This window comes from Streptomyces sp. NPDC042102 (assembly GCF_055582305.1).
Map to the genome: position 1 here is coordinate 1,533,716 of NZ_JBVJDL010000001.1, position 23,821 is coordinate 1,557,536.

Below are 23,821 nucleotides of genomic sequence, written 5' to 3' on the forward strand. Positions count from 1 at the left end.
AGGGAACGTTGCCGATGTGCAGATGGCTCGCCTACGCGGGGACACCCATGCTGCTCGACGACGTGCTGTACCAGCCCGCCCATTCCCTGATCGATCAGAGCCTGCACTCGAAGATGGGCGTCGAGACCACCAACGGCGACGGCTTCGGCGTCGGCTGGTACAGCGCCGACAACGGGGGCGTGCCCGCCGTGGTCCGTGACATCGGGCCCGCCTGGAACAACCAGAACCTCCGCGAGATCGCCTCCCACGTCCGCTCGCCGCTGTTCTTCGCCCACGTCCGCGCCTCGACCGGCACGGCCATCCAGCAGACCAACTGCCACCCCTTCCGTCACGGACGGTGGCTGTGGATGCACAACGGCTCGATCAGTGACTTCCACCGGCTGCGGCGGGACCTGTGCATGGCCGTGGACCCGGCCCTCTTCGCGTCCATCGAGGGCTCGACCGACTCCGAGGTGATGTTCTACCTCGCGGTGACGTTCGGCCTGGACCAGGACGTGCCGGAGGCCGTCGCCCGGATGGCGGGCTTCGTGGAACGGCTGGGCAAGGAGCACGGCGTCGAGTTCCCGCTCCAGATGACCGTCGCCGTCTCCGACGGCGAGCGGCTGTGGGCCTTCCGGTACTCCACCCAGGGCAAGTCCCGTTCCCTCTTCTACAGCAGCCGCCCCGGGACGGTCCGCGAGCTCCACCCGGACCTCGCCTTCCTGCGGGGCGTCTCCGACGACACCCGCCTGGTGGTCTCCGAGCCGCTGGGCGACCTGCCGGGCGTCTGGAACGAACTGCCGGAGAACAGCTACACGGTCGTCCCCTCGGGCCCCGACGACTACCTCCCCTTCGGCCCGGACACCACCTGAGGGGTGTCCGGAGGGCGCTCAGGAGGGCTGCCCGGGGTCGCCGTGCCGCGCTCGCGCCGGTGCTCCCGGTGGTGGTCCACCCACCGCCGCACCATCTCGTCCGGAGTGCGTGACGGCGGATTGTGCGGGCGCTGCGGCCGGACCGGCCCCAGCGGCACGACCGGCATCAAGTAGCGCATGCCGCCGGTGTCCAGCGTGCACAGCGGAGCCTCGTCCGGGTCGGTGGGCCGCACGACGTACACCGCGAACGGCTGCGGCGGATCACCGGGGAACTCGCCCCGCAGCACCGCGGTCCCGCCCGCGCGCACCCGGTCGGCCACGACGACCTTCCCGTCGACGAGCATCTCCACCGCCCGGGAGGGCCGCCCGCACAGCACGCTGACGGCATGACCGTCCAGGTCGAGGTGAAACCGCTGCCGGTCGGCCATGACAGCTCCCGCGGGTCCCGTCGCCCCCGGTCCAGCGTACGACGCCCCCGGCGCGGGGGCGGGCGGTCAGCCGCAGCCGCATCCACCGCAGCCACCGCCCCCACCACCCCCGCCGCCGCACCCGCCGCCGCACCCGCCACCGCCCCCGCCGCAGCCGCCGGCAGAGGTGTCGGCGGCGCGCCGCCCTTCCGCGGGCGTGGCCGGCCGGGTGACCGCAGCGCGGGGGCGGACGGTGGCCGTCCGCCCCGCCGGCGCGCCCACACCGCGCGCCCGCCGCGCCGCCCCCGCCGCGTATGCGCTGTTCAGGTGCTTCGCCCGGGCCTCGGCCTCGGTGCGCGACTCGCCGGTCGCCTGCCACCAGCCGAGCCGGTGCCAGTGGCCCGGCAGCAGCGGCACCGCCGTGATCTGCGAGACGATCCGGCTGCCGCCCTCGTACACCGCGTACTCCAGGACGACTTCGGAGCCTTCGCACGCCACCCCGTACAGCACGGCCTCGAACGGTTCGACCCGGGGATCGATGTCGTGATGCCGGGCGCGCAGCTCCGCTTCGGCGCCCCCGGCCAGCAGGCGCGCCCCGGTGATCGCGTCCCGGGTCCGGACGGCGTACGGGAGCAGCGGTCGTGCGGAGCGGGTGTCGGCGTCCGGGCACAGCCAGTGGCGCCGGCCGGAGGCCGTGGCGCGGACGCCGACGACGAGGGCGGGCTGCGGGGCGGCGTGCAGCCGCCGGGCCGCCCGGCGGGTGACCAGGCCCCGCCCGGCCAGGGTGGTCCCCGCCGCCAGGAGGAGGACGGCGACGACCTGCGCGCCGAGGACGACCTGCGCGCCGAGCGGGCCGGACGCCGCCCCGCCGGCCGTCGCCGCCGCAGTGGCCCCCGCGACCGCGGCGGCGCAGAGCCCGGAGCCGATGAGGATCCACCGCAGGCCGCGCCGGCCGGGCCCGGCCGGAAGGTGCGCGGGCAGCGGGTGGCGGGCCGTTCCGGCGGCCGCGAGCACCAGTGCCCGCTGGACGCGGCGGCACCGCAGCCGGGCGACGGCCGCGGTGGCCGCCCCACCGCACAGGGCCAGGACCAGGCACCGCCCCACCAGGCCCGCCGCGCCCGGGGCCGCGGACACGGTGAGGAACACGGCTGTGTCCACCGCGAGCACGGCGGCGGACACCAGGGTGAGGTGGGGCAGCCACCGGAACCAGAGCGGGAGGGCGGCCAGCAGGACGGCCGCGGGAGCGCCGCCCCAGCCGGTGCCGAGGAAGGCGGCCGGTCCCTGCGTCCCCGTCAGCAGGAACGCGACGGCGACGAGTCCGGCCAGGACCAGGCTCCCGGCGGCGGGCGCGCAGTACCACGGGGCGCGCGCCGCGAGCCAGCGGTTGGCCTCGCGCACGCCCCAGGTCCGGACGCCGCCGCCGGGTGTCGCCCCGGCGGGGAGGTGCTTGACGTAGGCGGTCACGGGCCCAGTATCGAGCGGCCCGTTGCGGCCCAGTAGGGCCGTGGCGGCACGGAATCGCTACGGCCGCTTCCGGCCGGCCGCGGTGCGCCCGAGCGGTCGGCCGGCATCCGCGGCAGGGCGAGTCCGGCCCTGATCCGCGGGACGCCCCTACGAGCGGTACACGCGCAGGGCCGAGACCTCGTACGACATCTCCGACACGGCCGGATCGGGCGCCGGATGGTAGCGGCCGGCGGTCACCGAGAGGTTCACGATGAGGTAGGCCCGCCAGCGCCGGCCCACGCCCCGGCGGTCCGCGAACACGCGCGTGCCGTTGACCCACCAGACCACCGAGTCCGCCCCGAACTTGACCTCGAGATCGACCCACGCCCCCGGCCGCACGGCGGCGTTGCGGTAGTAGTGCGAGCTGCCGCCGAACACGTGGTTGGAGAGTTCCAGCAGGTCCGGGTTGTCGGGGTGGTACTCGAAGACGTCCACCTCCTGGTCGCCGTCCCGCCAGGTCCAGATCGCCGGCCAGGCGCCCAGGGCCTCCGGGAGCTTGACGCGTGCCTCCAGGACGTCCCCGGCACGCACCATGAACGCCTCGGCGCTGCCCTCCGTCGTCAGCAGCCCCGTGTCCCAGTTGCCGTCCGGCCGGCGCGTGGCACGGAACGTACCGCTGCGGCTGTACGAGGGGTCCTCGACGAGGTGATCGAGCTTGTCGTCCCGGGGGTTGACCGGACCGCCGTCCGGATAGGCCCAGGAACGCCCGGCGACCCACTGGGCCGTCGAGCCGAAATCGGCCGTGAACACGAGGGCGCCGCGGCGCCGGAACCTTGCCATGAGTTGCGAGAGCACATGGCAAGCTCTGCCCCGGTAACGATGCACCCATTCCGCTGATCTTTACCCGAATCACCCGATACGGCGTGGCGCGGCTCCTTGTATCAGCTCGGCGACCGGACGCTCCGGATCCCAGCCCGGATCCCCGCCCGGGGCGCGGTCCGGCGTGGGGTCCGGAGCGCGGTCCGTGAGCCGGGCGGTCACCCGGCGCCAGGCCTCGCGATCCGTCCCGAGCAGCTCGTGGACCAGCCGAGCCACCTCGCCCAGGGCCACCTCCACCTCCCCGGGCGCGTCGTCCCGCCGACGTGCGGCGTCGAGGTAGGACAGGACCAGCGCGGCCGGGCCCGCCGCGTGCACGAGCTCCCGCCCGGAGAGCACTCCGCCGGACAGCAGCCGGTCCACTTGCCGCGTCAGCGGATCGTGGAAGTCGCCGCCCACCCGGTACCGGACACCGTCCCCGCCGGATGCCGGCCCGGCGGCCGGGGTGAAGGGGCGGTCCGGGTGCTCGCCCACGAGATCGGCCCAGTGCGGGATCGGCTCGCGCAGGTGCTCGGCCTCCAGGCCCGCCCAGTCCGGCTCGGCCGGATGACTCACGATCACCGAGGCTCCCTGCCAGTACGTCTCGCAGCGCCGCAGCCGCTTGACGAGTTTCCCGGTGGCCAGTTCGAGGTCGGCGCGGGCCCGTATCACCGCGGCCGGGTCGGCCGTCGCCAGCGCCTTCTGGCACAGCCGGGCCGCCGCCGGGCCCAGCCGGCCGCTGTGGACGAGGGCGGCCAGCCGCCGCGGGCCCGCGTGCCGCACGAGGTTGAGGGCGCCGACGAGCTGCTGGGCCAGGTTCAGCTTCTTGCCCGCCCGCTGGAACACCGCCTCGATGAGGTCCGGTTGGGCCGAGCGCAGCCACAGCGCGCCGCCCGGCGGTATCGCCGCCGGATCGGCGCCCAGTTCCGCGAGCAGCGGGGCTGCCACCGCCCGGGACTCCAGGACGATCCGCAGCTTGACCTGCCGGTGCTCGCTGTGGCGCAGCAGGGCCAGATCCGCGGCCGGCTCCCGCAGATCGACGAGCCGGTCCTCGAACGCGCGGGTCTGCCAGCGTGACTGGGTGGCCAGGACCCGCAGCGCCTCGGGGTCGCGCAGCGCGAACAGGTGGTCGAACACCGTGTGCGTCCCCCGCTTGTGGCGGAGCGCGTACGCGGCCAGCAGCCAGGGGGCGTCCGGCCCGAGCCGGGGCAGGACGGCGGCGAGCACCTCGGGCCGGGCCAGACACATCAGGGTGCCGGCCGCCCACGTCCACAGATGGTTCCCGCGCAGCAGCAGGCCCAGGGCGGCGTCGGCCGTGGCGGGCACCGGCGGATGCCACGGGTCGTCCCGCTCGGCGCGGTCACGGGCACCGGTCCCGGTGCCGGTGCCGGTGTCCGTACGGGAGCGGGACCGGGCGACGAGCTCGGACCAGCTCGGCCCGCCGTCCTCCCTTCCCAGCTCCTCTCCCGCCTCCTCCTCCGCCGTGGCCGCCAGCCGCAGCCACGCGTGCGGGTCGGTGCCCAGCTCCCGCTCCAGGTACGCCGCCACGGCCCGCCGCCAGGCGTCGGCGAACGCCAGCCGCCGCCAGTCGTGCGGCAACGAGAGCAGCCGGCGGGCGGGCAGGGTGCGGACCAGGTCCGCGGCCTGGATCACGCCCTGCGTGTAGGCCCACTCCAGGGCGCGCACGCCCGACCCGTACGTGGTCGTACCTCCCGCCAGAACCTCCCGCGCGCTCGGAGCGGTGCACCATCCCCGGTCCGGCCGGACGGCGGCCGCCCGGACCGCCTCCATCAGCCAGCCGGGCGACTCCAGACCGGGGTGATCGCCGTACTCGGTCGACGCCAGGAAGCGCAGGGTCTCCTCGTCGTCCGGCACCGGGGCGCCCTCGGGCGCGAGGGAGAGCAGCAGGTTCAGCGCCCCGAGCGCGGCCCGCTGCCGCTCGCCCCGCGGAGCAGCGGGCGGCGAGCTCCTGGGCGCCCGTGACTCCCGCACCTGCCCGGCCTCGGGCGCCGCCACGGTCACAGGGTCCTCTTCCGGCTCGTCCGGCTCCTGCGTCCGTCCGGCCTGCGCGAGCAGTTCGGCCGGGGCGCCGGGGAACTCCGGCAGCAGCCTGCTCACCGCCGCCCACGCGGCCGGACGCTCCGCGAGGTGCTCCGCGGCCGGCCCGCTCAGCGCCGCGCGCGCCTCGGCGGTGAGCAGGCCGTGCGCCGACAGCCGCGCCAGCGCTTCGGCCGCCCGCGCGGCGGGGCGGGCCACGCGCACCAGCTCCACGGGGTCCAGCAGGCCCGCGCGGACCATGCCCTCCGCCCACGGGGCGGCCCCGTCGTCGAGGGGCTCCCCGGCCAGCCGTTCGGCCGGCGCCGTCGTGTTGCCCGCGCGGCGCCCGCCCGTCCGCCACGGCTCGTTCAGCGCACTGATCCGGAACGCCAGCCTTTCGTCGTCGGTCGCGTCCTCGTGGCGTACGAGCTCCTCGGCGGCCTTCGCCATGAACGGGGTCCGCCGGTGGGCGGCCGCCAGGGCACGCGCGTCGTGCGCGTACGGTTCGTTCAGCAGGTCGCGCAGGCTGCTCGTGCCCCGGGTGACGGCCAGCAGCCGCGGGAGCGCGCCCGGGTCCTCGTACGGCTCGGAGGCCGCCCGCAGCCGGCCGGCACCGTCCGGCTCGCCCAGCGCCGCCCCGGCCTCGGCCCGCACCTCCTCGGCCAGGTACGGGGCGGTGCTCGCGTCGGCCAGCAGCGCGCGGACCGCGTCGGGCCCGTGGCACTCCCACACCCGCGCCAGCGCGTACCGCTGGGCCACCTTGCGCACCCCGCAGCTCAGGGCCCTGGCGACGAGCTCCGGATCGCCGCAGCCCAGCAGCGGGGTCAGCCAGGTGCGCGCCGCGGGCGACGAGACGGACAGCAGCTCCCGGCGCAGGGTGGGATCCATCGGCACCGTGCCGAGGCGGTGCGTCAGGGAGCGCCGCAGCGAATGCGTACAGCGCGGATTGCGGTACACCACGGCTCCGACGAACGGGTCGTCACAGGCCAGCAGCTGCTTGAGGACCCGGGCGTCCAGCCGCGGATGCCGGGCGAGCGCGGCGCGCGAACGCCGGTCCCCGTACGCGGTCACGGCGCGGCAGAGCGCCGGACCGGGCAGGGCGCCACCGCTCAGCAGCGCCTCGACCGTGGTGTCCGGAAGGACCGTCAGGGCCCGGGCCGCCTCCTGCGCGGGGGCGTGCTCCAGCAGCAGGGCCATGGTCGCGGCCGCACTCCTCGGCTGGAGCACCGCCCCGGCCGACGGCTCGGGCAGGGACGCGAGCAGCTCCGGCAGCGTGTCGCGGCACGACGCCAGCGCGTCGTGCACGCCCCGCCACCGCTCGGGCTCCCCCTTGAGGTGCTGCTCCGTCAGGTCCCGCAGCCGCGCGGCGACGGCGCCGGACACGCCGCCGGGGCCGGTCCCGAGCAGCGCCGGCAGCATACGGGCGGGGCCGGCCCGCTCCAGCAACTCCATCGCGAGGTCGTCGTCGAGCAGCCCGGCCCCGCGGACCTCCGCCACGAGCGCCGCCGGCCCCGGGCTCCGCCCGGCGGCCAGCGCCGCGCGCAACGCGGCCACCGCCGCGCCGCCCCCGTCGCCGTCCCCGGCACTCGCGTCGCGGACCGGCTCCCGCAGCAGGCGCAGGAAGTCCCGCTGGGCCGCGGTCAGCCCGTCGTGAACGTCCGTCATGGCAGTCCCCCCGTTCGTCGTCCAGGCCGGGGACCGCGGCAGGAGCGGTCCCGTCACCCGCTCTCGAAGGTAGCGGCCCCCACTGACAACGCCCCACCGGCCTCCCCCGTCCCGACGGCCAGGAGGCGTACGGATGCGGGCTCGGCATTTGGCTCAGCATCTGGCTCGGCATCTGGCTCGGCATCGGGTCCGGGATCGGCTGCGGTACGGCGCCGCGCCCGCCGCGCACCCGCGCGTCGCGGGATCCGTCCGGGCGGTGGTGCGGCACTATGTTGATCTTGCGATGACCTCGGTGATGCGCCGGACCGCCCGGCCCCGCCGCCACACCCCCCACCCACCCCGCGCAACCCGCCGCTGCCGTCGTCGTTGACAACACGTCACACCAGCGAAAGGGGCGTCGATGCCCGCTGCCTCCGCCGTGCTGTCCATGGTCCTCGCGACCACCCTCCTCACGGTCCCCGCCGCCGCGAGCGCCCCGAGCACCGGGAGCGCCGCGGGTGTCGACGGCGCCGCGGGTGCCGAGGGCGCCCGGGCCGGCTACGACGGCCAGTCCCGGCACGACGCCGCGCTGTTCAGCATCAAGTCGGCGAACAACGCGGCCGCACAGGAATTCACCGCCGAGGGCTCCGCACTCTCGCGCGCCAGCGTCTACCTGAACAGCGCGGCGGCCACCGGAAAGATCACCCTCCAGGTCCGGACCCGCCGGGACAGCGCGGCCTCGGCCATCGCCACCAGCACCCTGGACATCGCGGCCCTCGGCGGCGCCGGCGCCGGCTGGCTCGAATTCCCGCTCCGCGCCACCACCACGCCCGGTGCCACGTACCACCTCTTCGTCCAGGCCACGACGGCCGAGAGCAAGGCCATCGCCTGGTACGGCACCCGCCGGGCCGTTCCGCAGTCGCTGACCAGCTGGAACTACGACAGGGCGGCCACCGGCGGCTGGCGGCGCTCCCCCTACCGGCTCGCCTTCTACGTCGACCCGGCCGGCGGCGAGCGCTGCGGCGAGGTCGAGGAGTGCTACGTACCGGCCTCGATGCTGGCCGCCCGTACCTCCGGCCTGCTCTTCAACGGAAGCGTGACCGAGGCCGTCCTGCCCTCCTTCGCGGTCGGCGCCTCCTACGTGCCCCGCAGCAACGTCCTGCGCCTGCCCTCCGGCAGGTGGCGCTACCTTCCGGACGCCGCCACCGCCTCCGTGGTGGTCCCGGAGAACGACCCGGGCGCGCTCGAGCAGATCGCCGAGAGCCGGCAGTGGCTGCTCTCCGGCCAGGTCCCCGGCACCACCGCCGCACGGCGGGACGCCACCGGGCGCGCCCTGCTCTCGATGCGCGCGCTGCTGCGGCCCAACGGCGCGTTCGCCGCCGCCTGGTCCCCGTTCTGGCAGTACTCCTGGCCGCGCGACGGAGCGTTCGCCGCGGCCGCCTTCGCCCACACGGGCCATGACACGGAGGCCTTCCGGATCCTGCAGTACGACGCCGCCACCCAGCGCGCGGACGGCACCTGGGAAGCCCGCACCAAGCTCGACGGCTCCGGCCCGCCCGACTCCCGCCCCTGGCAGCTCGACGGCAACGGATGGGTTCCGTGGGCCACCTGGCAGTGGTACCGGAAGGCGCCCGCCGACCGGCGCGAGGTCAGGCTGCGCGCGCTCTACCCGATGGTCCGCAAGGCCGCCGACCACGCCGCCGGATCGCTCGGGGACAACGGCCTGCCACCGGCGTCCCCCGACTACTGGGAACTGGCGACGAGCACCACCAACATCGGTACGGCCGCCCCGCTGCTCGCCGGCCTCAACGCAGCCGCCGACCTCGCCGCCCGTCTCGGGAACACCGACGACGCCGACCGCTGGACCCTCGCGGCCCACCGGCTCTCCGCCGGCATCGCCCGTCACTTCGCGCCCCTGGGCTACCAGCGCACCATCGACGGCAAGCACGGCCGCGACACCGCCGCGGCCTTCATGGCGCCGCCCTTCAACACCGCGCCCGCCGACCTGCCCGCCGCGCTGGACTCCACCTACCGGGCCCTGCTGCTCCCCAACGGGGGCCTGAGCCCCGGCAACGACCCCGGCCAGCCGTGGGGGACGTACGCGTGGACGGCCAGCACCTCCTTCTTCGCCGTCGCCTGGGCCGGACTCGGCCGGCCGGAACGGGCGGCGGGGGTGCTGGACTGGGTCCTGTCCAAGCGGAACACGCTCGGCGAGATCCCCGAGACCGTCAACGGCGCGGGCCGGCCGTCGGCGGTCGCCCCGCTCGGCTGGACCGACTCGCTCCTGCTCATCTCCGTCCTGGGGCTGGAGGGCGCACCACTGCCCACTCCACCCCTGCGCGAGCTCCCGGTCCGTCCCGTCGAGCCCGGGGGAACGCCCGCGGGGAGGTGAGGGGGAGACGCCGGTCCTACCCGGGGGTCCCGGCCGCCTCCTTCGCCGCCCGGCGGCGCAGCGCGTCCTCGTCGGTGTGCGCGTCGTAGGTGATCAGCTTGGGCAGCAGCGCGGCCAGCAGGGCCACCGAGCCCACGCACGCCAGGCCGCCGCTCCAGAACGCCGGCCGGGTACCCGTCCAGCCGGCCATGGTCCCGGCGCGCACCTGGCCCAGCTGCGGGCCGACGCTGTACGACAGCACCTCGATGCCGGCCAGCCGGCCCCGCAGTTCCTCGGGGATGGTCTGGTTCCAGATCGTGGAGCGGCCCAGTCCGCTGAGCATGTCACCCGCGCCCGCCGCCGCCAGGCACAGCAGGACGATCCAGATGTCCGTGAACCAGCCCGCGGCGGCGACCGCCAGGCCCCAGCCCGCCGCGCCGCACAGCACCAGCAGGCCGTGCCGACGCACCCGCGAGGCCCAGCCGCTGGTCAGCCCCAGCACCAGCGAGCCCACAGCGCCCGCCGAGTACATCAGGCCCAGGGCCCACTCGTCGTCGAGTTCGTCGGCGAGGAACGGGAAGATGGTGTTCGGGAAGGCGAAGAACATCGCGGCCAGGTCGACCGCGTACGTCCCCAGCAGGACCGGACGGCTCCAGGCGTAGCGCGCGCCCTCGACGATCCCGCGCAGCGAGGGGCGTTCGGCGTCGTGGGAGGGCGGCGCGGGACTGAGCCGCACGCACATCAGCACCGAGGCGAGGAACCCGGCGACCGTGACCGAGTAGGCCGCGGGATAGCCGGCGTACGCGACGACCAGGCCGGCCAGGGCCGGGCCGGCGATCGCGCCGATCTGGTAGCGCAGAGCGTTGAGCGCGGCCGCGGCCGTCAGCTGGTCGTGCGGCACGATGCGCGCCATCAGCGAGTCCAGGGCCGGGCGCTGCAGCCCGGCGAGCCCCGACACCCCGGCCGCCACCACGTACAGCGGCCACAGCAGCGGGTCCGGCAGCAGGGCGTTGACGAGCAGGACCAGGGCGAGCACGCCGAGTCCGGCCTCGGTGAGCAGGATCAGCCGCCGCCGGTCGATGGCATCGGCCAGGGCGCCGCCGTACAGCCCGAAGACCACCAGCGGCACCAGTTCCACCGCACCCATCGCGCCGACCGCCAGCGGTGAGTCCGTCAGGTGCTTGATCTGCAGCGGCAGCGCGATCATCGCCATGAACGACCCGAAGTACGTGACCGTTCCCTGGAAGAACAGCAGCCGGAAGTCGCGGCTGGAATGCCAGGGGGAGAGGTCGGGCAGGATCGAGGAGAGGCGGGTGGTACTCACAGCGGTTCATCGTCGGCGACCGGCGTGAACCGCGGCAACGCAATTTCTGGCCGCCGGTCGCCGGCGCCGCCACGATGGTTCCATGGAGTCGGGGCGCCCCGTCGAACCGCGCCGAGCACGAGAGGTGCACCGCCGTGAACGACCAGCCGCACCGAGCCGACCACCCCCACCAGCACGATCACGGCCACGGCCACGGCCATGCGCACGACCACGGGCCCGGCCGCCGGGCGGGCGGCCCGTGGCATCGGCTCGCACACCTGTTCACCCCGCACCGCCATGACGCGCGGGCCACGCTCGACGCCGCGGCGCAGGGCTCCCGCGAGGGCATGCGCACCCTGTGGCTCTCCCTGGCGGTCCTCGGCCTGACCGCCGTGGTGCAGGCGCTGGTCTACGCGCTGTCCGGCTCCGTCGCCCTGCTGGGCGACACCGTGCACAACGCCGGCGACGCGCTGACCGCCGTACCGCTCGGCATCGCCTTCGTGCTGGGCCGGCGGGCGGCCACCCGCCGCTACACCTACGGCTACGGCCGGGCCGAGGACCTGGCCGGCATCGTGATCGTCGCGGTCATCGCCGCCTCGGCCGTGTTCGCCGCCGTCCAGGCCGTCGACCGGCTGCTCGACCCGCGCGGGGTCACCCACCTGTGGGCGGTCGCCGTCGCCGCGGCCGCCGGGTTCGCCGGGAACGAATGGGTGGCCCGCTACCGCATCCGCACCGGCCGCCGGATCGGCTCGGCCGCCCTCGTCGCCGACGGGCTGCACGCCCGCACCGACGGGTTCACCTCCCTCGCCGTCCTGCTCGGCGCCGGCGGCACCACGCTCGGCCTGCCCCTGGCCGACCCGGTCGTCGGCCTGCTGATCACCGCCGCCGTCCTCGTCGTCCTCAAGGACGCCGCCCGCGAGGTCTGCCGCCGTCTCATGGACTCCGTCGACCCCCGGCTCGTCGACGCCGCCGAGACCGCCCTGTCCGGAGTCGACGGCGTCCTCGGCGTCGGCGCCGTACGGATGCGGTGGATCGGCCAAGCGCTGCGCGCCGAGGCGGACATCGTCGTCGGCGCACAGCTGACCGTCGTCCAGGCCCACCGGGTCGCCGTCGCCGCCGAGCACGCCCTCATCCACGCCGTGCCCCGGCTCGCCGCCGCGACCGTCCACACCGACCACCTGCCGTACGGCGGCGACCCGCACGCCCCACTGGCCCACCACACCGTCTGACGAACCACCCCGCCCGACGACGCCCCGCGGCCGGCCCGGGTGCCCCGGTCACGCCCTCAGGTCTGGCGCACCGGGTCGTACGCCTCGGCGCTCAGACCGAAGGTCCAGGCGACCCCCTCGCGGGCGGTGAGCGTGGTGGGCGGCACCCGCAGCCAGTACGTACGGAAACTGCCGTCCGGTTCGGCCGTGGAGTTGACCACCTCGACCATCACCACCGGCTCGTCGCCGTCCAGCTCGATCCGCCACAGCACGCCCGTCCCGTCCCGGTGGACGGGCACCGCGCCGGACTCGGCGAGATAGCGCTCGTAGCCGTAGTACTCCAGCATCACGCGCCGCAGCTCCGCGTTCTCCTCCGTCCGGATGTCCTGCGGGGTGAGGCCGCTCAGCCGCGCCAGGAACGCGGCCGGGACCGGCATGCCGCGCCACGCGTACAGCGCGAACCCGTCGGGGAAGACCAGGGCGGGGCCGTCGCCGCGGTCGAGCCGGCCCGCCTCGTCCCGGTGCAGCTCGGCCGGGCGCTCGCAGACCACCACCGTCCGCTCGTACGGCCACCACCAGCCGGCGTGCCGTGCCACGTCCGCCAGCGGCGCCAGCTCGGCGGCGCGGTCGGCGAAGGCCGCGAGCCACGGCGCGTCGTGCTGGCCGAGGACCGCGTCGAGCAGCAGCAGCCGCACCTCGCGCTCCCGCGCCGCCGAGCCGTCGGCCAGCGCCTCGGCGACGCCCGTACGGATCCGGTCGGCCAGGGCGGCCGTGCCCTCCCACAGGGGAGCCCCCGTCGACGCCCACAGCGCCCCGTACCCCTTCGGGCCGAGCAGGTCGTGCGCCGCCCGCCGGGCGCGCTCCCACGGCCGGGTGCGTATCTCCTCGCGCACCGACCGGCCGCGCCCCGCGTCGGCCCGTACGGCCTCGACCGCCGCGCGCGGCGAGGCCGCCCAGACGATCCGCCGCGGCTGCGCCAGGCCCGCCGCCCGGTAGGCGCGGCGGACGCCGTCCTCCGCCGCCGCACGGTCGGCGGGCCCGGTGGCCGTGGCCACCGCCCGCCACTTCGCGAGCTGTTCCATCTCCGCTCCGTTCCTCGACTCTCGGTTCCGCTACGGCTCGACGGGCTCTAGTGCCGTGACCGGAAAGGTTCACCGTGTCACGGCCCCCGGCACGGCACCTCGCCGCGTTGTCGGACCGCGCAAGTACGTCCAGTACGAGCCGCGGCCCTCCGCCTTGCGATGCACCGCACCGGAAACCGCGACCCGGCAAAACTTTCCGGCCACGGCACTAGTCGGCGACGACGCGGACGGAGCCCGGCACGTACTCCCGCTGCCGCACCACCCGGAACCAGCCCGGCGGCAGGGGTATCGCCGCGTGCTCCTCGTGCACCACGCGCCCGCCCCGTGGCAGGTGCAGCAGCATCGGCCCGAACGGCCCGCCCTCGCGGACCAGGCGCCCGGGCTCCGCCACGGCGTGCGCGTGCCCCGTCACCTCGCCCAGCGCCAGCACCAGCCGGCCCCGGGCATCGCGCCCCTCACCGGGCACGTCCGCGGCATGACCCGGCACGGCCCCCTCGGCCACGGGCACGATCAGTACATCTCCCTGCCGGTACACGGCACTCCCCTCCCCGCCGGCACCGCGCGCACCGGCCACGGGAACGACGCTACGGGTGGGGTCTGACAACGGGTTGGACAGCGGGGCGACCCGCGGTCGGGGATGTCAGCGGCGCTTGGTACAACTTCTCGCACACCCGGTCGACCCTTCCACGCCACCGTCAGGAGCCACGCGCATGACCATTGGGGAACACCTGAAGGAGTTCGGCGGCCTGCCCGTCCTCGACTTCCCCGCCCCCGGCGCGGACGTGCGGCTGCCCGAACCCGACTCCGTCGCCTGGCGGATCGCCGTCGAGGTGTACGACAGCGAGGAGACCTGGCAGCAGGCCTTCGGCCGGTTCGCCGAAGCCGTCGACACCACCCGGGTCACCACCCTCGTCGTCGGCGGCTGGGACGAGGCCTACGACGGGGACAGCAAGGAGGTCGTCGCCACCCTGGTGGGCGCCCGGGACCGGCTGCCGGCCCTGCGCTCCCTGTTCCTCGGCGACATGACGTACGAAGAGGCCGAGATCTCCTGGATCCAGCAGTGCGACGTCACCCCGCTGCTGGCGGCCTTCCCCGCACTGGAGGAGCTGGGGGTGCGCGGCGCGCAGGGGCTGGAGTTCCCCGCCGTCACCCACGAGCGGCTGCGGATCCTGCGCGTGGAGACCGGCGGCCTGCCGGCCGCCGTGGTCCGCGGCATCGCGGCGAGCGACCTGCCCGCGCTGCGCCGGCTGGAGCTGTGGCTGGGCACCTCCTGGTACGGCGCGGACACCGAGGTCGCCGACCTGGAGCCCTTCCTGACCGGCGGCCGGCTGCCCGCGCTGCGCCATCTCGGCCTGCGCAACAGCGACATCACCGACGACATCGCCACCGCCCTGGCCGGCGCTCCGGTCGTGGCCCGGCTGCGCACCCTCGACCTGTCCATGGGCACCCTCGGTGACGAGGGCGCGCTCGCCCTGCTCGCCGGACAGCCGCTGACCCACCTGGAGAAGCTGGACCTGCACCACCACTTCATCAGCCCGGAGGTCGAGCAGCGCGTCCAGGCGGCCCTGGAGCCCTCCGGCGTGACCGTCGACCTCCAGCAGCGCAACCAGGCGCGGGACGGCCGGGCCGGGCGCTACACCGCGGTGGCCGAGTGAGCCCGTCCGGCCTCGTGGTCGTCGGCAACCCCGAAGGCCGCCGCGTCGCCCTGTTCCAGGCCGCCGTCCGGGCGGCCGGACTGGCCCCCGCCCGCGTCCTGGCCTGGCGCGACGTCCTGCGCGGACAGCTCGCCTTCCACCCCGGCGAGACCGTACGGATCGACTCCCCGGGCGAGGACGCCGCGGTGGAGCGGCTGCTGCGCGGCGTGCGCGACACCACCCGGGTGGAAGGGTCCGCCCTCTGGTACGAGCGGTTCACCACGGCGGTCGAGGCCGTGGCGGCCGCCGCCCGCGCGGCCGGCGCCACCCTGCTGACCCGGCCCGAGGACATCGCCGTGCTGTTCGACAAACGGCGCTGCCACGCGGCACTGGAGCGGGCCGGCGTACCGGTCCCGCCCTCCCCGACGTCCGGTCCGCACGCGCCGCCGGTGCGCGGCTGGGACGACGTACGGGCCCTGCTCGCCCGGCCGGGGCTGCGGCGGGCCTTCGTCAAACCGGCACACGGCTCCTCGGCCTCCGGGGTGCTGGCGGTGGAGACCTCGGCCGGCGGCCGCGTCCGTGCCACCACCTCGGTCGAGCGCGCCGCGGGCGGCCACCTGCACAACTCCCTGGCCGTGCGCCGCTACGAGGACGAGAGCGAGATCGCCGCGATCGTCGACGCGCTCGCGCCCGACGGGCTGCACATCGAGCGGTGGCTGCCCAAACCCACGCTGTACGGCCGCTCCGTCGACCTGCGGGTCGTCGTGGTCGCCGGCCGCGCCACCCACGCCGTCGTCCGCGCGGGGCGGGGCCCGCTGACCAACCTCCACCTCGGCGGACGCCGCGGCGAACTGGGCGACGCCGTCGACGCCGTGCACGCGGCGGGCGGCCGGTGGGCCGACGTCCTCGCCGTGTGCGAGCGCGCCGCCGCGGTCTTCCCGCGCACCCGCTGCGTCGGGGTCGACCTGCTGCCCTCCGCCCACTGGCGGAAGTTCGCCGTCGGCGAGGTCAACGCCTTCGGGGACCTGCTGCCGGGCCTGACCGGCCTGCCCGACGGCCCGGCCGCCGGACTCGACACGTACGCCGCCCAGGTCGCCACCCTCCACCCCGCACCACCCGAGCACCCCGAGCACCACAGGAACCACCGTGCACGCGACACCGCCTGAGCCCGACCACGGCCCCTCCGGCCTCCCCGACATGAACGAGGTCGTCGGCAGCGACGACCTGCTCCTGGTCACCCTCGACACCCTCCGGTACGACGTGGCCGAGCACCTGGCGGCCCAGGGCCGCATCCCGCACCTCGCCGCCCACCTGCCCGGCGGCCGCTGGGAGCGGCGGCACGCACCCGGCAACTTCACCTACGCCTCCCACCAGGCGATGTTCGCCGGCTTCCTGCCCACCCCGGCCGCCCCCGGCCCGCACCCGCGGCTGTTCGCGGCCCGGTTCGCCGGCAGCGAGACCACCGCGGGCCGGACCTGGGTCTACGACGCGCCCGACCTGGTGTCCGCCCTCGCCGAGGCCGGCTACCGCACGGTCTGCATCGGCGGGGTCGGCTTCTTCAACCGGCAGCCGCCCCTGGGATCGGTACTGCCCGGCATGTTCCAGGAGAGCCACTGGGAGCCGGAGTTCGGGGTGGCCTCCCCGACCTCCTTCGAGGCGCAGGTCGCGCGCGCCGAGCGGGTCGTCGCCGAGCAGCCGTCCGAGCGCCGCCTGTTCCTCTTCCTCAACGTCGCGGCGCTGCACCAGCCCAACTGGTTCCACCTCGACGGCGCCACCCCCGACGCCGGCGACACCTGGCACTCGCACGCGGCGGCCCTGGAGTACGTCGACCGCCACATCGGCAGGCTGTTCGCGGCGATGAGCCGGCGCCGGCGCTGCTTCGCGATCGTCTGCTCCGACCACGGCACCGCCTACGGCGACGACGGCTACACCGGCCACCGGCTCGGCCACGAGGCCGTGTGGACCGTGCCGTACGCCCACTTCTTCCTGGAGCCCGGCCGTCCGGAGGCGGCACCCCGATGACCACCGAGCCCACCGCGCCCGCCATCCCCGCCATCCCCGCCGTTCCCGCCATCCCCAGCACTCCGTACGAGAGCTACGTCTACGCCTACCCGCACAAGACGGCCTACCGGCCGCTCCCGGAGCGCCCCGCGCTCGCCGGCCTGTGGGCGGACGAACCCAAGGGGGCCCTCTCCCTCTACCTGCACATCCCGTTCTGCGAGGTGCGCTGCGGCTTCTGCAACCTGTTCACCCGCGTCGGCGCACCCGACGGGCTCACCACCGCCTACCTCGACGCCCTCGACCGCCAGGCCACGGCCGTCCGCGCCGCGCTTGAGGCCGGAGGGGAAGGTTCCGGCCCGATCCGCTTCGCCGCGGCCGCGTTCGGCGGCGGCACGCCGACCTTCCTGACCGCGGCCGAGCTGGACCGGCTGTGCGACATCGCCGAGCGGCGCATGGGCGCGGACCTGCGCGCCGTACCGCTGTCCGTGGAGGCCTCCCCGGCCACCGCCACCGCCGACCGGCTGGAAGTCCTGGCCGCCCGCGGCACCACCCGGCTGAGCCTGGGCGTGCAGAGCTTCGACGACACCGAGGCGCGGTCGGCGGTACGCCCGCAGAAGCGGGCCGAGGTCGAGGCGGCCCTGGGCCGGATCCGCGACGCCGCCATCCCCGTCCTCAACATCGACCTGATCTACGGCATCGACGGCCAGACGGAGCTCAGCTGGCGGCGCTCGCTCGACGCCGCGCTCGCCTGGCGGCCCGAGGAGCTCTACCTCTACCCCCTCTACGTCCGGCCGCTGACCGGCCTCGGCCGTGGCTCCGCGCAGCAGGACCCGGACCCGGCCTGGGACGAGCAGCGGCTGCGCCTGTACCGCCACGGCCGGGACCATCTGCTGGCGCACGGCTACGAGCAGGTGTCGATGCGGATGTTCCGCCGGACCGGGGCGCCCGCCGGCGGCGCCGACGACCACGCCTGCCAGACGGACGGCATGGTCGGCCTGGGCTGCGGCGCCCGCTCGTACACCGCACGCCTGCACTACTCCTTCGACTACGCCGTGGGGATGCAGCGGATCCGCGCCATCATCGACGACTACGTGGCCGCCGACGCGGCGGCGTTCGCCCACGCCCAGCACGGGCGGCCGGTGACCGGCGACGAGGACCGGCGCCGCCACCTGCTCCAGTCGCTGCTCCAGGCCGAGGGCATGGAGCTGGCCGGCTACCGGGCCCGGTTCGGCGGCGGACCGCAGGACCACTTCCCGGCGGAGCTCGCGGCCTTCGAGGCGCGCGGCTGGCTGGACCGGACGGACCCGGCACGGCTGCGGCTGTCGGCCGAGGGCCTCGCGCACTCCGACGCCGTCGGCCCGACGCTGTTCTCCGACGGGGTACGGGCCGCGATGGCCGCGTACGCGCGCACGTAGGCGGCGGCCGGTATGGACCTGACCCTCCTGTACCGGGGGCCGCTGGCTTCCTGCGACTACGACTGCCCCTACTGCCCGTTCGCCAAGCGCCGCGACAGCCGGGCGCAGCTCACCGCCGACCGGGCGGCTCTGGCCCGGTTCACCGACTGGGTGGCCGGGCCCGGGGCCGGCGACCGGCTGTCGGTGCTGTTCACGCCGTGGGGCGAGGGGCTGGTGCGGTCCTGGTACCGGCGGGCGCTGATCGAGCTGTCGCACCTGCCGCACGTGGCACGGACCGTCATCCAGACCAACCTCGGCGGCCGCACCGAGTGGACGGCCGAGGCCGACCTGGACACCCTCGCGCTGTGGTGCACCTACCACCCCGGTCAGACGCTGTACGAGCGCTTCCTCGGCAGGTGCCGGCAGCTCGCAGAGCGGGGGGTGCGGTTCAGCGTGGGCGTGGTGGGTCTGCCCGAGCACCTGGCGCAGGCCCGGCGGCTGCGGCGGGCCCTGCCGTCCGAGGTGTACCTGTGGATCAACGCCGCCGAGGGGTACACGTACACGGACGAGGAGGCGGCCCTGTGGGAAGCGCTCGATCCGCTCTTCCCGTACAGCAGGCATCCGCACCGTTCGGCGGGGCTGCCCTGCCGGACGGGCGCTTCGGTGATCTCGGTGGACGGGGACGGGACCGTACGGCGGTGCCACTTCGTCCGCGAGGAACTCGGCAACCTCTACGACGGCAGCTTCCGGGCGGCGCTCGGGCCGCGCGCCTGCCCGCTGAAGGTCTGCGACTGCCACATCGGATACGTCCACCTCGAGACGCTGCCGCTGTACGACGTCTTCGCGGGCGGTGTCCTGGAACGCATCCCCGCGGGGCCCGTAACGGGTCCGGTGCCGCTACCGGTACCGGGCCTGCGGCCGGCGGCACCCGCCCGGTGACCGGACCCGCCGGGGAGGCCGTCACGGCTTCCCCGGCGGGGCGGCCGGGTCAGGCGGTGGGCGCCGTGCCGACGAGGACGAACTCGTTGTACGGGAAGACCTTGCCCGCCGGACGCGGGAACGGGAAGGAGAAGCTGCGGCGGAAGCTGATGCCCGCCTTCTCGGCGTGCGCGCGCAGCTCCTCGAAGCCGACCCAGCGGATGTGGGTCGCGTCCGACCGGTAGCCGACCTCCTGCGGGGTGATCATCACGACCGACCCGCCCGGCTTGACCAGCGGCAGGTACTGGAGCAGCAGCGAGTGGGCGGTCTCCTCGTCCACGTGCTCCAGGACGTGCGCGCACAGCAGGCTGTCGAACGAGCCCGGACCGCAGTCGGGCGCGGCGGCCAGCCCTTCGGGGGTGTAGGCGATCAGCCCGCGCTCGCGGCAGGTCTCCACCGAGTGCGGGTTGTGATCGACGCCCACGCTGCCGGGCTCGCAGTTGAGGAGATTGCGGCCGAGCCCGCAGCCGATGTCGAGCACCCGGCCCAGCTTCAGCCGCCGCAGGTTCCAGCGGTACGGCGCCTGCGTGGGCAGCAGGCGCTTGATGCCCGATGTCTCCAGCCGTGCCAGCCGCCGGGTGTAGTCGGAGCCGGCCGTGCTGGGGGCGGTGGAGGCATCCGAGGGCGTAGAGGAATCAGACAACTTTGACCGTTTCCTAACATGAAGAACGCAAGCCGACGCGAGTCACAGGACTCAGTAGGTTCAGACGATCACAATACTGCCGTCGCGGCCTCCAGGGCCCTTGTCGCCCAACGATGTTGACGCGATCTCGCGGTTCCCGACCCACCGCTCAGCGGGCGTGCCGCTCCGGCAGGTCCACCTCGGCCGGGGCCACGCCGAAGCCGCGCGCGGTGCCGCGTCCGGTGGCGCCCGGGGCGACCGTGGACCGCTTGCCGCAGAAGGCCGCCTCCAGCGTCCCGCCCAGCGCCGTGTTGGCCTCGCCGCGGTTGGAGGTGTTCGCCATGGCCGCCAGGCTGCGGCGGCCGTCGCGGGTGGCGAAGGCGTACGTGTAGAAGCCCTGCACCGTGCCGGTGTGCCCGTACACCGAGGTGCCGCAGGACAGCACGTACCGGCGCAGGCCCAGTCCGTAGAAGCGGGTGTTCGTGGCGTCCGTCGGCGTCGTGGTGAGCATCGCGTCCAGCAGGTGCGCCGGCAGCAGCCGGCCGCGCAGCAGCGCCGACACGAACGTGTTGAGATCGGCCGGATCGGAGATCACCGCCCCCGCGGACTGCGCCCAGGACACGGTCTGCTCGGTGGAGTCCACCAGCGGCGAGCCCGCCTCGTCGGGGTGGAGGTAGCCGCGCACGTGCAGCCCCCGGACGTCGGTGGCCGGGTGCACGTAGGAGGTGCGGCGCAGGCCCAGCGGCCGGAAGATGCGGCGCTCGTACGCCCGGCCCACCCCCTGCCCGGTCGCCTTCTCGATGAGCATGCCGGCGACGACGAAATTGGTGTTGGAGTACTTGTACGCCGCACCCGGCTCGGTGGTGCGCGGCTCGCGCAGCGAGAGGGCGACGAGCTCCTGGTAGCCGAACACGCGGTGGCGCACGGCCTCGAAGCCGGGGACGGTACGGGCGAACATCGCGTCGGTGTAGTCCGCGAGCCCGCTGCGGTGGCTCAGCAGGTGCCGGACCGTGATCCGGTCGTCGGGCAGCAGGCCGGGCAGGTAGTGGTTGACCGAGGTGTCCAGGGCCAGCCGGCCCTCGTCCACCAGTTGCAGCAGGACGACCGCGGAGAACGTCTTGGTCACGCTGCCGACCCGGAACCGGGCGCTGGTGTCCATCGGCGCGTCCGTGGCCCGGTCCCGGACCCCCACCGTCCGGGTCCGGGCGCCGCCGGGCCCGGTGACCCGGGCCATGGCCCCGGGCGCCCCGGCGGCGGTGGTGCTGGTCAGCGCCCGGGCCAGGGCGTCGAGGTCGGGCGCGTCCGGGCGCTCCGCCGGCGCGGCGCGCAGCGGGGGCGGGGCGGTGGCAGCGGCGGCGGCCGGCGAGGTCACCGCTCCGGTGAACGGGGCGGCCGCGTGGGCGGTGGTGGCCGGTGCCAGGGCCGCCGTCGCGGCGAGCAGGGCGGCACCGAGCGTCAGGCGTCGATCAAGGGGCATACCCGCCCAACGAAGCGTCCGCCTCCAGGGACACGAGGCGGACGGTCACGTCAGGTCACTCGGCGATCTCCGTGCGCTCCCACCACTCGAACACCGGCAGCCGTCCCTGCGGGCCCTCGTGGAACCGCGACGTGGCCCTGAAGTGCTCGTACCCGCCCCGGTGCGCGATCTTGAGGTCCTCGCCCGGTGCGGGCGCCGCGACGACCCGCTCCGGCAGATCCACCGGTCCGCCCTCGAGTACCGCCTTGTTCGCCATGGTCCCAGTCTCACCAGCCGCCCGGCCCCGCGCACGCCGGCGGGACGAGGACCCGCCGTGATGTCCCCCGCCTGGATGACGTGCAGAATTGAGGGAGCACCGCGCCCGCCACAGGGCAGAAGGGGGCCGACCGATGCCACCGGACCGGCTGGGGGGCGAGCACGATCCCGGCCCGATCCGGTCCGAGCCGGGGTCCCTGCTGGAGCACGTGCCGGTGGCCGTGTTCGGCTTCGACGGCGAGAGCCGGGTCCGCTACTGGGGGCCCGGGGCCCGGAGCCTCTTCGGGTACCCGGCGGCGGACGTGCTCTCCCGGCCCGCCTCGCTCCTCTTCCCGCCGCCCGCACCCGGGGCGGACGGCCCCGGCAGCGCCGAGCAGCTGGTCGAGCGCGCCCGCACCCTGGGGTACTGGCGGGTCCGGCTGCCGGCGCGGCACCGCGACGGCACCGTGTTCGCCTGCGGGTTCCGGGTCTTCCCCGTGACCGGCCCGGACGGCGCGAGCGTGGTCATGGTCCTGGCCAGCAGCGGCGACGAACTCGACCGGGTGAAGACCAACCTGTCCTTCCTCGACTCCCTCTTCGAGACCTGCCCGATCGGCCTGGTCATGCTCGACGAGGAGCTGCGTTACGTCCACCTCAACCAGGCGCTCGCCGACATGGACGGCGTCTCCGTCACCGGCCACCTCGGACGCCGCGTGGAAGACGTCATGATCATGTCTGACGGTGGCGAGTTCCCGCGGGTGCTGCGGGCCGTCGCGGAGGGCGACCGGCCGGTGGTGGGCATGCTGATCGGGCTGCGCACGCCCGGTCACCCGGACCGCGACCAGGTGCGGTCGGTGAGCTTCTTCCCGCTGAGCGGGACGGGCGACACCCGGCGCGGTGTCGGCGGCCTGCTGATCGATGTCACCGACCGGGAACAGGCCATCCTGGAGGCGAGCGCCGCCCGCCAGCGCCTGGCGCTGCTGAACCGGGCCTCGGCCGGGATCGGCACCACCCTCGACCTCGAGGTCACCGCCCGCGAGGTGGTCGACGCGGTGGTGCCGGAGTTCTGCGACGCCGCCGTCGTCGAACTCGTCGAGTGGATGGACGAGAGCGAGGACTTCCTCCCCGAGCTGCCGCTGATCACCCGCCGGATCGCCGCGCACACCACCCTCGCCCCGCCGGCCCCCGAGCTGGTGGGCGGCCTGGAACGGGTCACCTACCCGCCGGGGTCCAGCATCCACCAGATGCTCAGCACCGGCCGGCCCCTGTGCGTCCAGGTGGACGAGGACTTCGTGACCCGGACCGTCGTCCACCAGCAACGCGCGCGGCTCCTGCGGGACAGCGGCCTGGCCTGCATCGTCATCGCCCCGCTCATCGCGCGCGGCACGGTGCAGGGCCTCACCATGTTCGGCCGTTCGGCCGCGCGCCCCGCGTTCGCCGAGGAGGACCTCAGCCTCGCGGGGGAGCTGGCCTCCCGGGCCGCCCTGTGCCTGGACAACGCGCGCCTGTACAGCAGGGTCCAGGACATCGCGCTCACCCTCCAGCGGGCCCTGCTGCCCAGCGCCCCCGGGGCCGGCCCGCACGTCGACATCGCCCACCGCTACCTGCCCGGCAGCCGGGTCACCGAGGTCGGCGGCGACTGGTACGACGTGATCGCGCTCTCCGGCGACCAGGTGGCCCTGGTCGTCGGCGACGTCATGGGGCACGGCGTCCCCGCCGCCGCGGCCATGGGCCGGCTGCGGATCACGGCGAAGACCCTCGCGCGGCACACCCGTGACCCCGCGGCGCTCCTCGCCGAACTCGACGCCTGCGCCCAGGAGGCCGGCATCGAATGGGCCACCTGCCTGTACCTCCAGTACGACGTCCGCACCGGCCGGGCCCGGATCGCCAGCGCCGGCCACCCGCCACCCCTGGTCCGGCACCCGGACGGGACCGTGGAAGCCGTCGCCGACGTGCTCGGCGTACCGCTCGGGGTGGGCGGCGTACCGTTCCGGTCGACCGAGATCGACCTGCCCGAGGGCGCCACCGTGGCCCTGTACACCGACGGCCTCGTCGAGACCCGGGGCGGGGACATCGACTCCGGCGTCGACGCGCTGCGCGCCCAGCTGCGCGCGCCGCTGGGCTCGCTGGAGGAGGCCGCCGACCGCATCCTGGCGAACCTGCTGCCGGACCCGGCGACCGACGACACGGTGCTCGTCCTGGCCCAGGTGCGGCGGGCGCCCCGGCCATAGCCCGACGGCCGCCGGGCCGCGCGGGGCGGCGCGTGGGGCGGCGCGTGGG

At 75.3% G+C, this 23,821-nt stretch carries 19 protein-coding genes; 9 read left to right on the forward strand and 10 right to left on the reverse strand.

All coding sequences use genetic code 11. The annotated features are described in order from the left end of the window. The first annotated feature begins 14 nt into the window (after positions 1–14). A complete protein-coding gene (locus tag ACZ6KO_RS06330; RefSeq protein WP_469300675.1) occupies positions 15–851 on the forward strand; it encodes a class II glutamine amidotransferase in 837 nt (278 codons plus the stop codon). Here the strand turns inward: ACZ6KO_RS06330 and ACZ6KO_RS06335 are convergent. The 4 genes from ACZ6KO_RS06335 to ACZ6KO_RS06350 all read right to left on the reverse strand — a co-directional run bounded on the left by ACZ6KO_RS06335 (position 821) and on the right by ACZ6KO_RS06350 (position 7,258). Next, positions 821–1,279 carry a hypothetical protein gene (locus ACZ6KO_RS06335; protein ID WP_469300678.1) on the reverse strand — a complete coding sequence of 153 codons (459 nt, stop codon included), beginning with the start codon at positions 1,277–1,279 and terminating at the stop codon, positions 821–823. The two genes, ACZ6KO_RS06330 and ACZ6KO_RS06335, sit on opposite strands and share 31 nt — an antisense overlap. Before the next feature lie 66 nt (positions 1,280–1,345). Continuing rightward, entirely contained in the window at positions 1,346–2,722 is a 1,377-nt protein-coding gene (locus ACZ6KO_RS06340; protein WP_469300681.1) for a hypothetical protein, read from the reverse strand. A 147-nt stretch (positions 2,723–2,869) separates the two neighbouring features. Continuing rightward, complete coding sequence (locus tag ACZ6KO_RS06345) at positions 2,870–3,541, reverse strand: beta-glucanase (RefSeq protein WP_469300683.1); 672 nt, start codon at positions 3,539–3,541, stop codon at positions 2,870–2,872. A gap of 69 nt (positions 3,542–3,610) precedes the next feature. Then, complete coding sequence (locus tag ACZ6KO_RS06350; RefSeq protein ID WP_469300685.1) at positions 3,611–7,258, reverse strand: hypothetical protein; 3,648 nt, start codon at positions 7,256–7,258, stop codon at positions 3,611–3,613. Between the two features lie 400 nt (positions 7,259–7,658). Between ACZ6KO_RS06350 and ACZ6KO_RS06355 the strand changes: the two genes are divergently transcribed. Then, positions 7,659–9,629, forward strand: coding sequence for a glycoside hydrolase family 15 protein (locus tag ACZ6KO_RS06355; protein ID WP_469300687.1), 1,971 nt, complete (start codon positions 7,659–7,661; stop codon positions 9,627–9,629). Between the two features lie 16 nt (positions 9,630–9,645). On the opposite strand, the gene ACZ6KO_RS06360 is transcribed toward ACZ6KO_RS06355, so the two are convergent. Beyond that, on the reverse strand, positions 9,646–10,932 hold the full coding sequence (locus ACZ6KO_RS06360) for an MFS transporter (protein ID WP_469300689.1): 1,287 nt from the start codon (positions 10,930–10,932) through the stop codon (positions 9,646–9,648). Positions 10,933–11,066: 134 nt separating this feature from the next. Between ACZ6KO_RS06360 and ACZ6KO_RS06365 the strand changes: the two genes are divergently transcribed. After that, entirely contained in the window at positions 11,067–12,140 is a 1,074-nt protein-coding gene (locus ACZ6KO_RS06365) for a cation diffusion facilitator family transporter (RefSeq protein WP_469300692.1), read from the forward strand. 56 nt (positions 12,141–12,196) lie between these two features. On the opposite strand, the gene ACZ6KO_RS06370 is transcribed toward ACZ6KO_RS06365, so the two are convergent. Further along, positions 12,197–13,201 (reverse strand): DUF6745 domain-containing protein, encoded by a 1,005-nt coding sequence (locus ACZ6KO_RS06370; RefSeq protein ID WP_469300695.1) that lies wholly within the window; start codon positions 13,199–13,201, stop codon positions 12,197–12,199. A gap of 208 nt (positions 13,202–13,409) precedes the next feature. Beyond that, entirely contained in the window at positions 13,410–13,736 is a 327-nt protein-coding gene (locus ACZ6KO_RS06375; protein WP_469300697.1) for a hypothetical protein, read from the reverse strand. Between the two features lie 175 nt (positions 13,737–13,911). On the opposite strand from ACZ6KO_RS06375, the gene ACZ6KO_RS06380 reads away from it, so the two are divergent. The 5 genes from ACZ6KO_RS06380 to ACZ6KO_RS06400 are packed head-to-tail and all read left to right on the forward strand — an operon-like array spanning position 13,912 to position 19,169. Continuing rightward, positions 13,912–14,856: an STM4015 family protein gene (locus ACZ6KO_RS06380; protein WP_469300700.1), complete on the forward strand. Its 945-nt coding sequence runs from the start codon at positions 13,912–13,914 to the stop codon at positions 14,854–14,856. After that, complete coding sequence (locus ACZ6KO_RS06385) at positions 14,853–16,001, forward strand: STM4014 family protein (protein WP_469300702.1); 1,149 nt, start codon at positions 14,853–14,855, stop codon at positions 15,999–16,001. The genes ACZ6KO_RS06380 and ACZ6KO_RS06385 overlap by 4 nt, the downstream gene beginning before the upstream one ends. A 31-nt stretch (positions 16,002–16,032) precedes the next feature. Continuing rightward, positions 16,033–16,857, forward strand: a complete 825-nt coding sequence (locus tag ACZ6KO_RS06390) for an STM4013/SEN3800 family hydrolase (protein WP_469301579.1) — start codon at positions 16,033–16,035, stop codon at positions 16,855–16,857. Continuing rightward, entirely contained in the window at positions 16,854–18,251 is a 1,398-nt protein-coding gene (locus ACZ6KO_RS06395) for an STM4012 family radical SAM protein (protein WP_469300705.1), read from the forward strand. Before ACZ6KO_RS06390 ends, ACZ6KO_RS06395 begins: the two co-directional genes overlap by 4 nt. A 12-nt stretch (positions 18,252–18,263) precedes the next feature. Next, complete coding sequence (locus ACZ6KO_RS06400; RefSeq protein ID WP_469300707.1) at positions 18,264–19,169, forward strand: STM4011 family radical SAM protein; 906 nt, start codon at positions 18,264–18,266, stop codon at positions 19,167–19,169. A gap of 49 nt (positions 19,170–19,218) precedes the next feature. Here ACZ6KO_RS06400 and ACZ6KO_RS06405 read toward each other — a convergent pair whose 3' ends face one another. From ACZ6KO_RS06405 to ACZ6KO_RS06415, 3 genes are all read right to left on the reverse strand, one after another. Then, entirely contained in the window at positions 19,219–19,851 is a 633-nt protein-coding gene (locus tag ACZ6KO_RS06405) for a class I SAM-dependent methyltransferase (RefSeq protein ID WP_469300709.1), read from the reverse strand. 148 nt (positions 19,852–19,999) lie between these two features. Then, positions 20,000–21,307: a serine hydrolase domain-containing protein gene (locus ACZ6KO_RS06410; protein WP_469300711.1), complete on the reverse strand. Its 1,308-nt coding sequence runs from the start codon at positions 21,305–21,307 to the stop codon at positions 20,000–20,002. A gap of 55 nt (positions 21,308–21,362) precedes the next feature. Beyond that, on the reverse strand, positions 21,363–21,563 hold the full coding sequence (locus tag ACZ6KO_RS06415; RefSeq protein WP_469300713.1) for a DUF5988 family protein: 201 nt from the start codon (positions 21,561–21,563) through the stop codon (positions 21,363–21,365). 133 nt (positions 21,564–21,696) lie between these two features. On the opposite strand from ACZ6KO_RS06415, the gene ACZ6KO_RS06420 reads away from it, so the two are divergent. Further along, positions 21,697–23,772, forward strand: coding sequence for a SpoIIE family protein phosphatase (locus ACZ6KO_RS06420; protein ID WP_469300715.1), 2,076 nt, complete (start codon positions 21,697–21,699; stop codon positions 23,770–23,772). Positions 23,773–23,821: the final 49 nt, after the last annotated feature.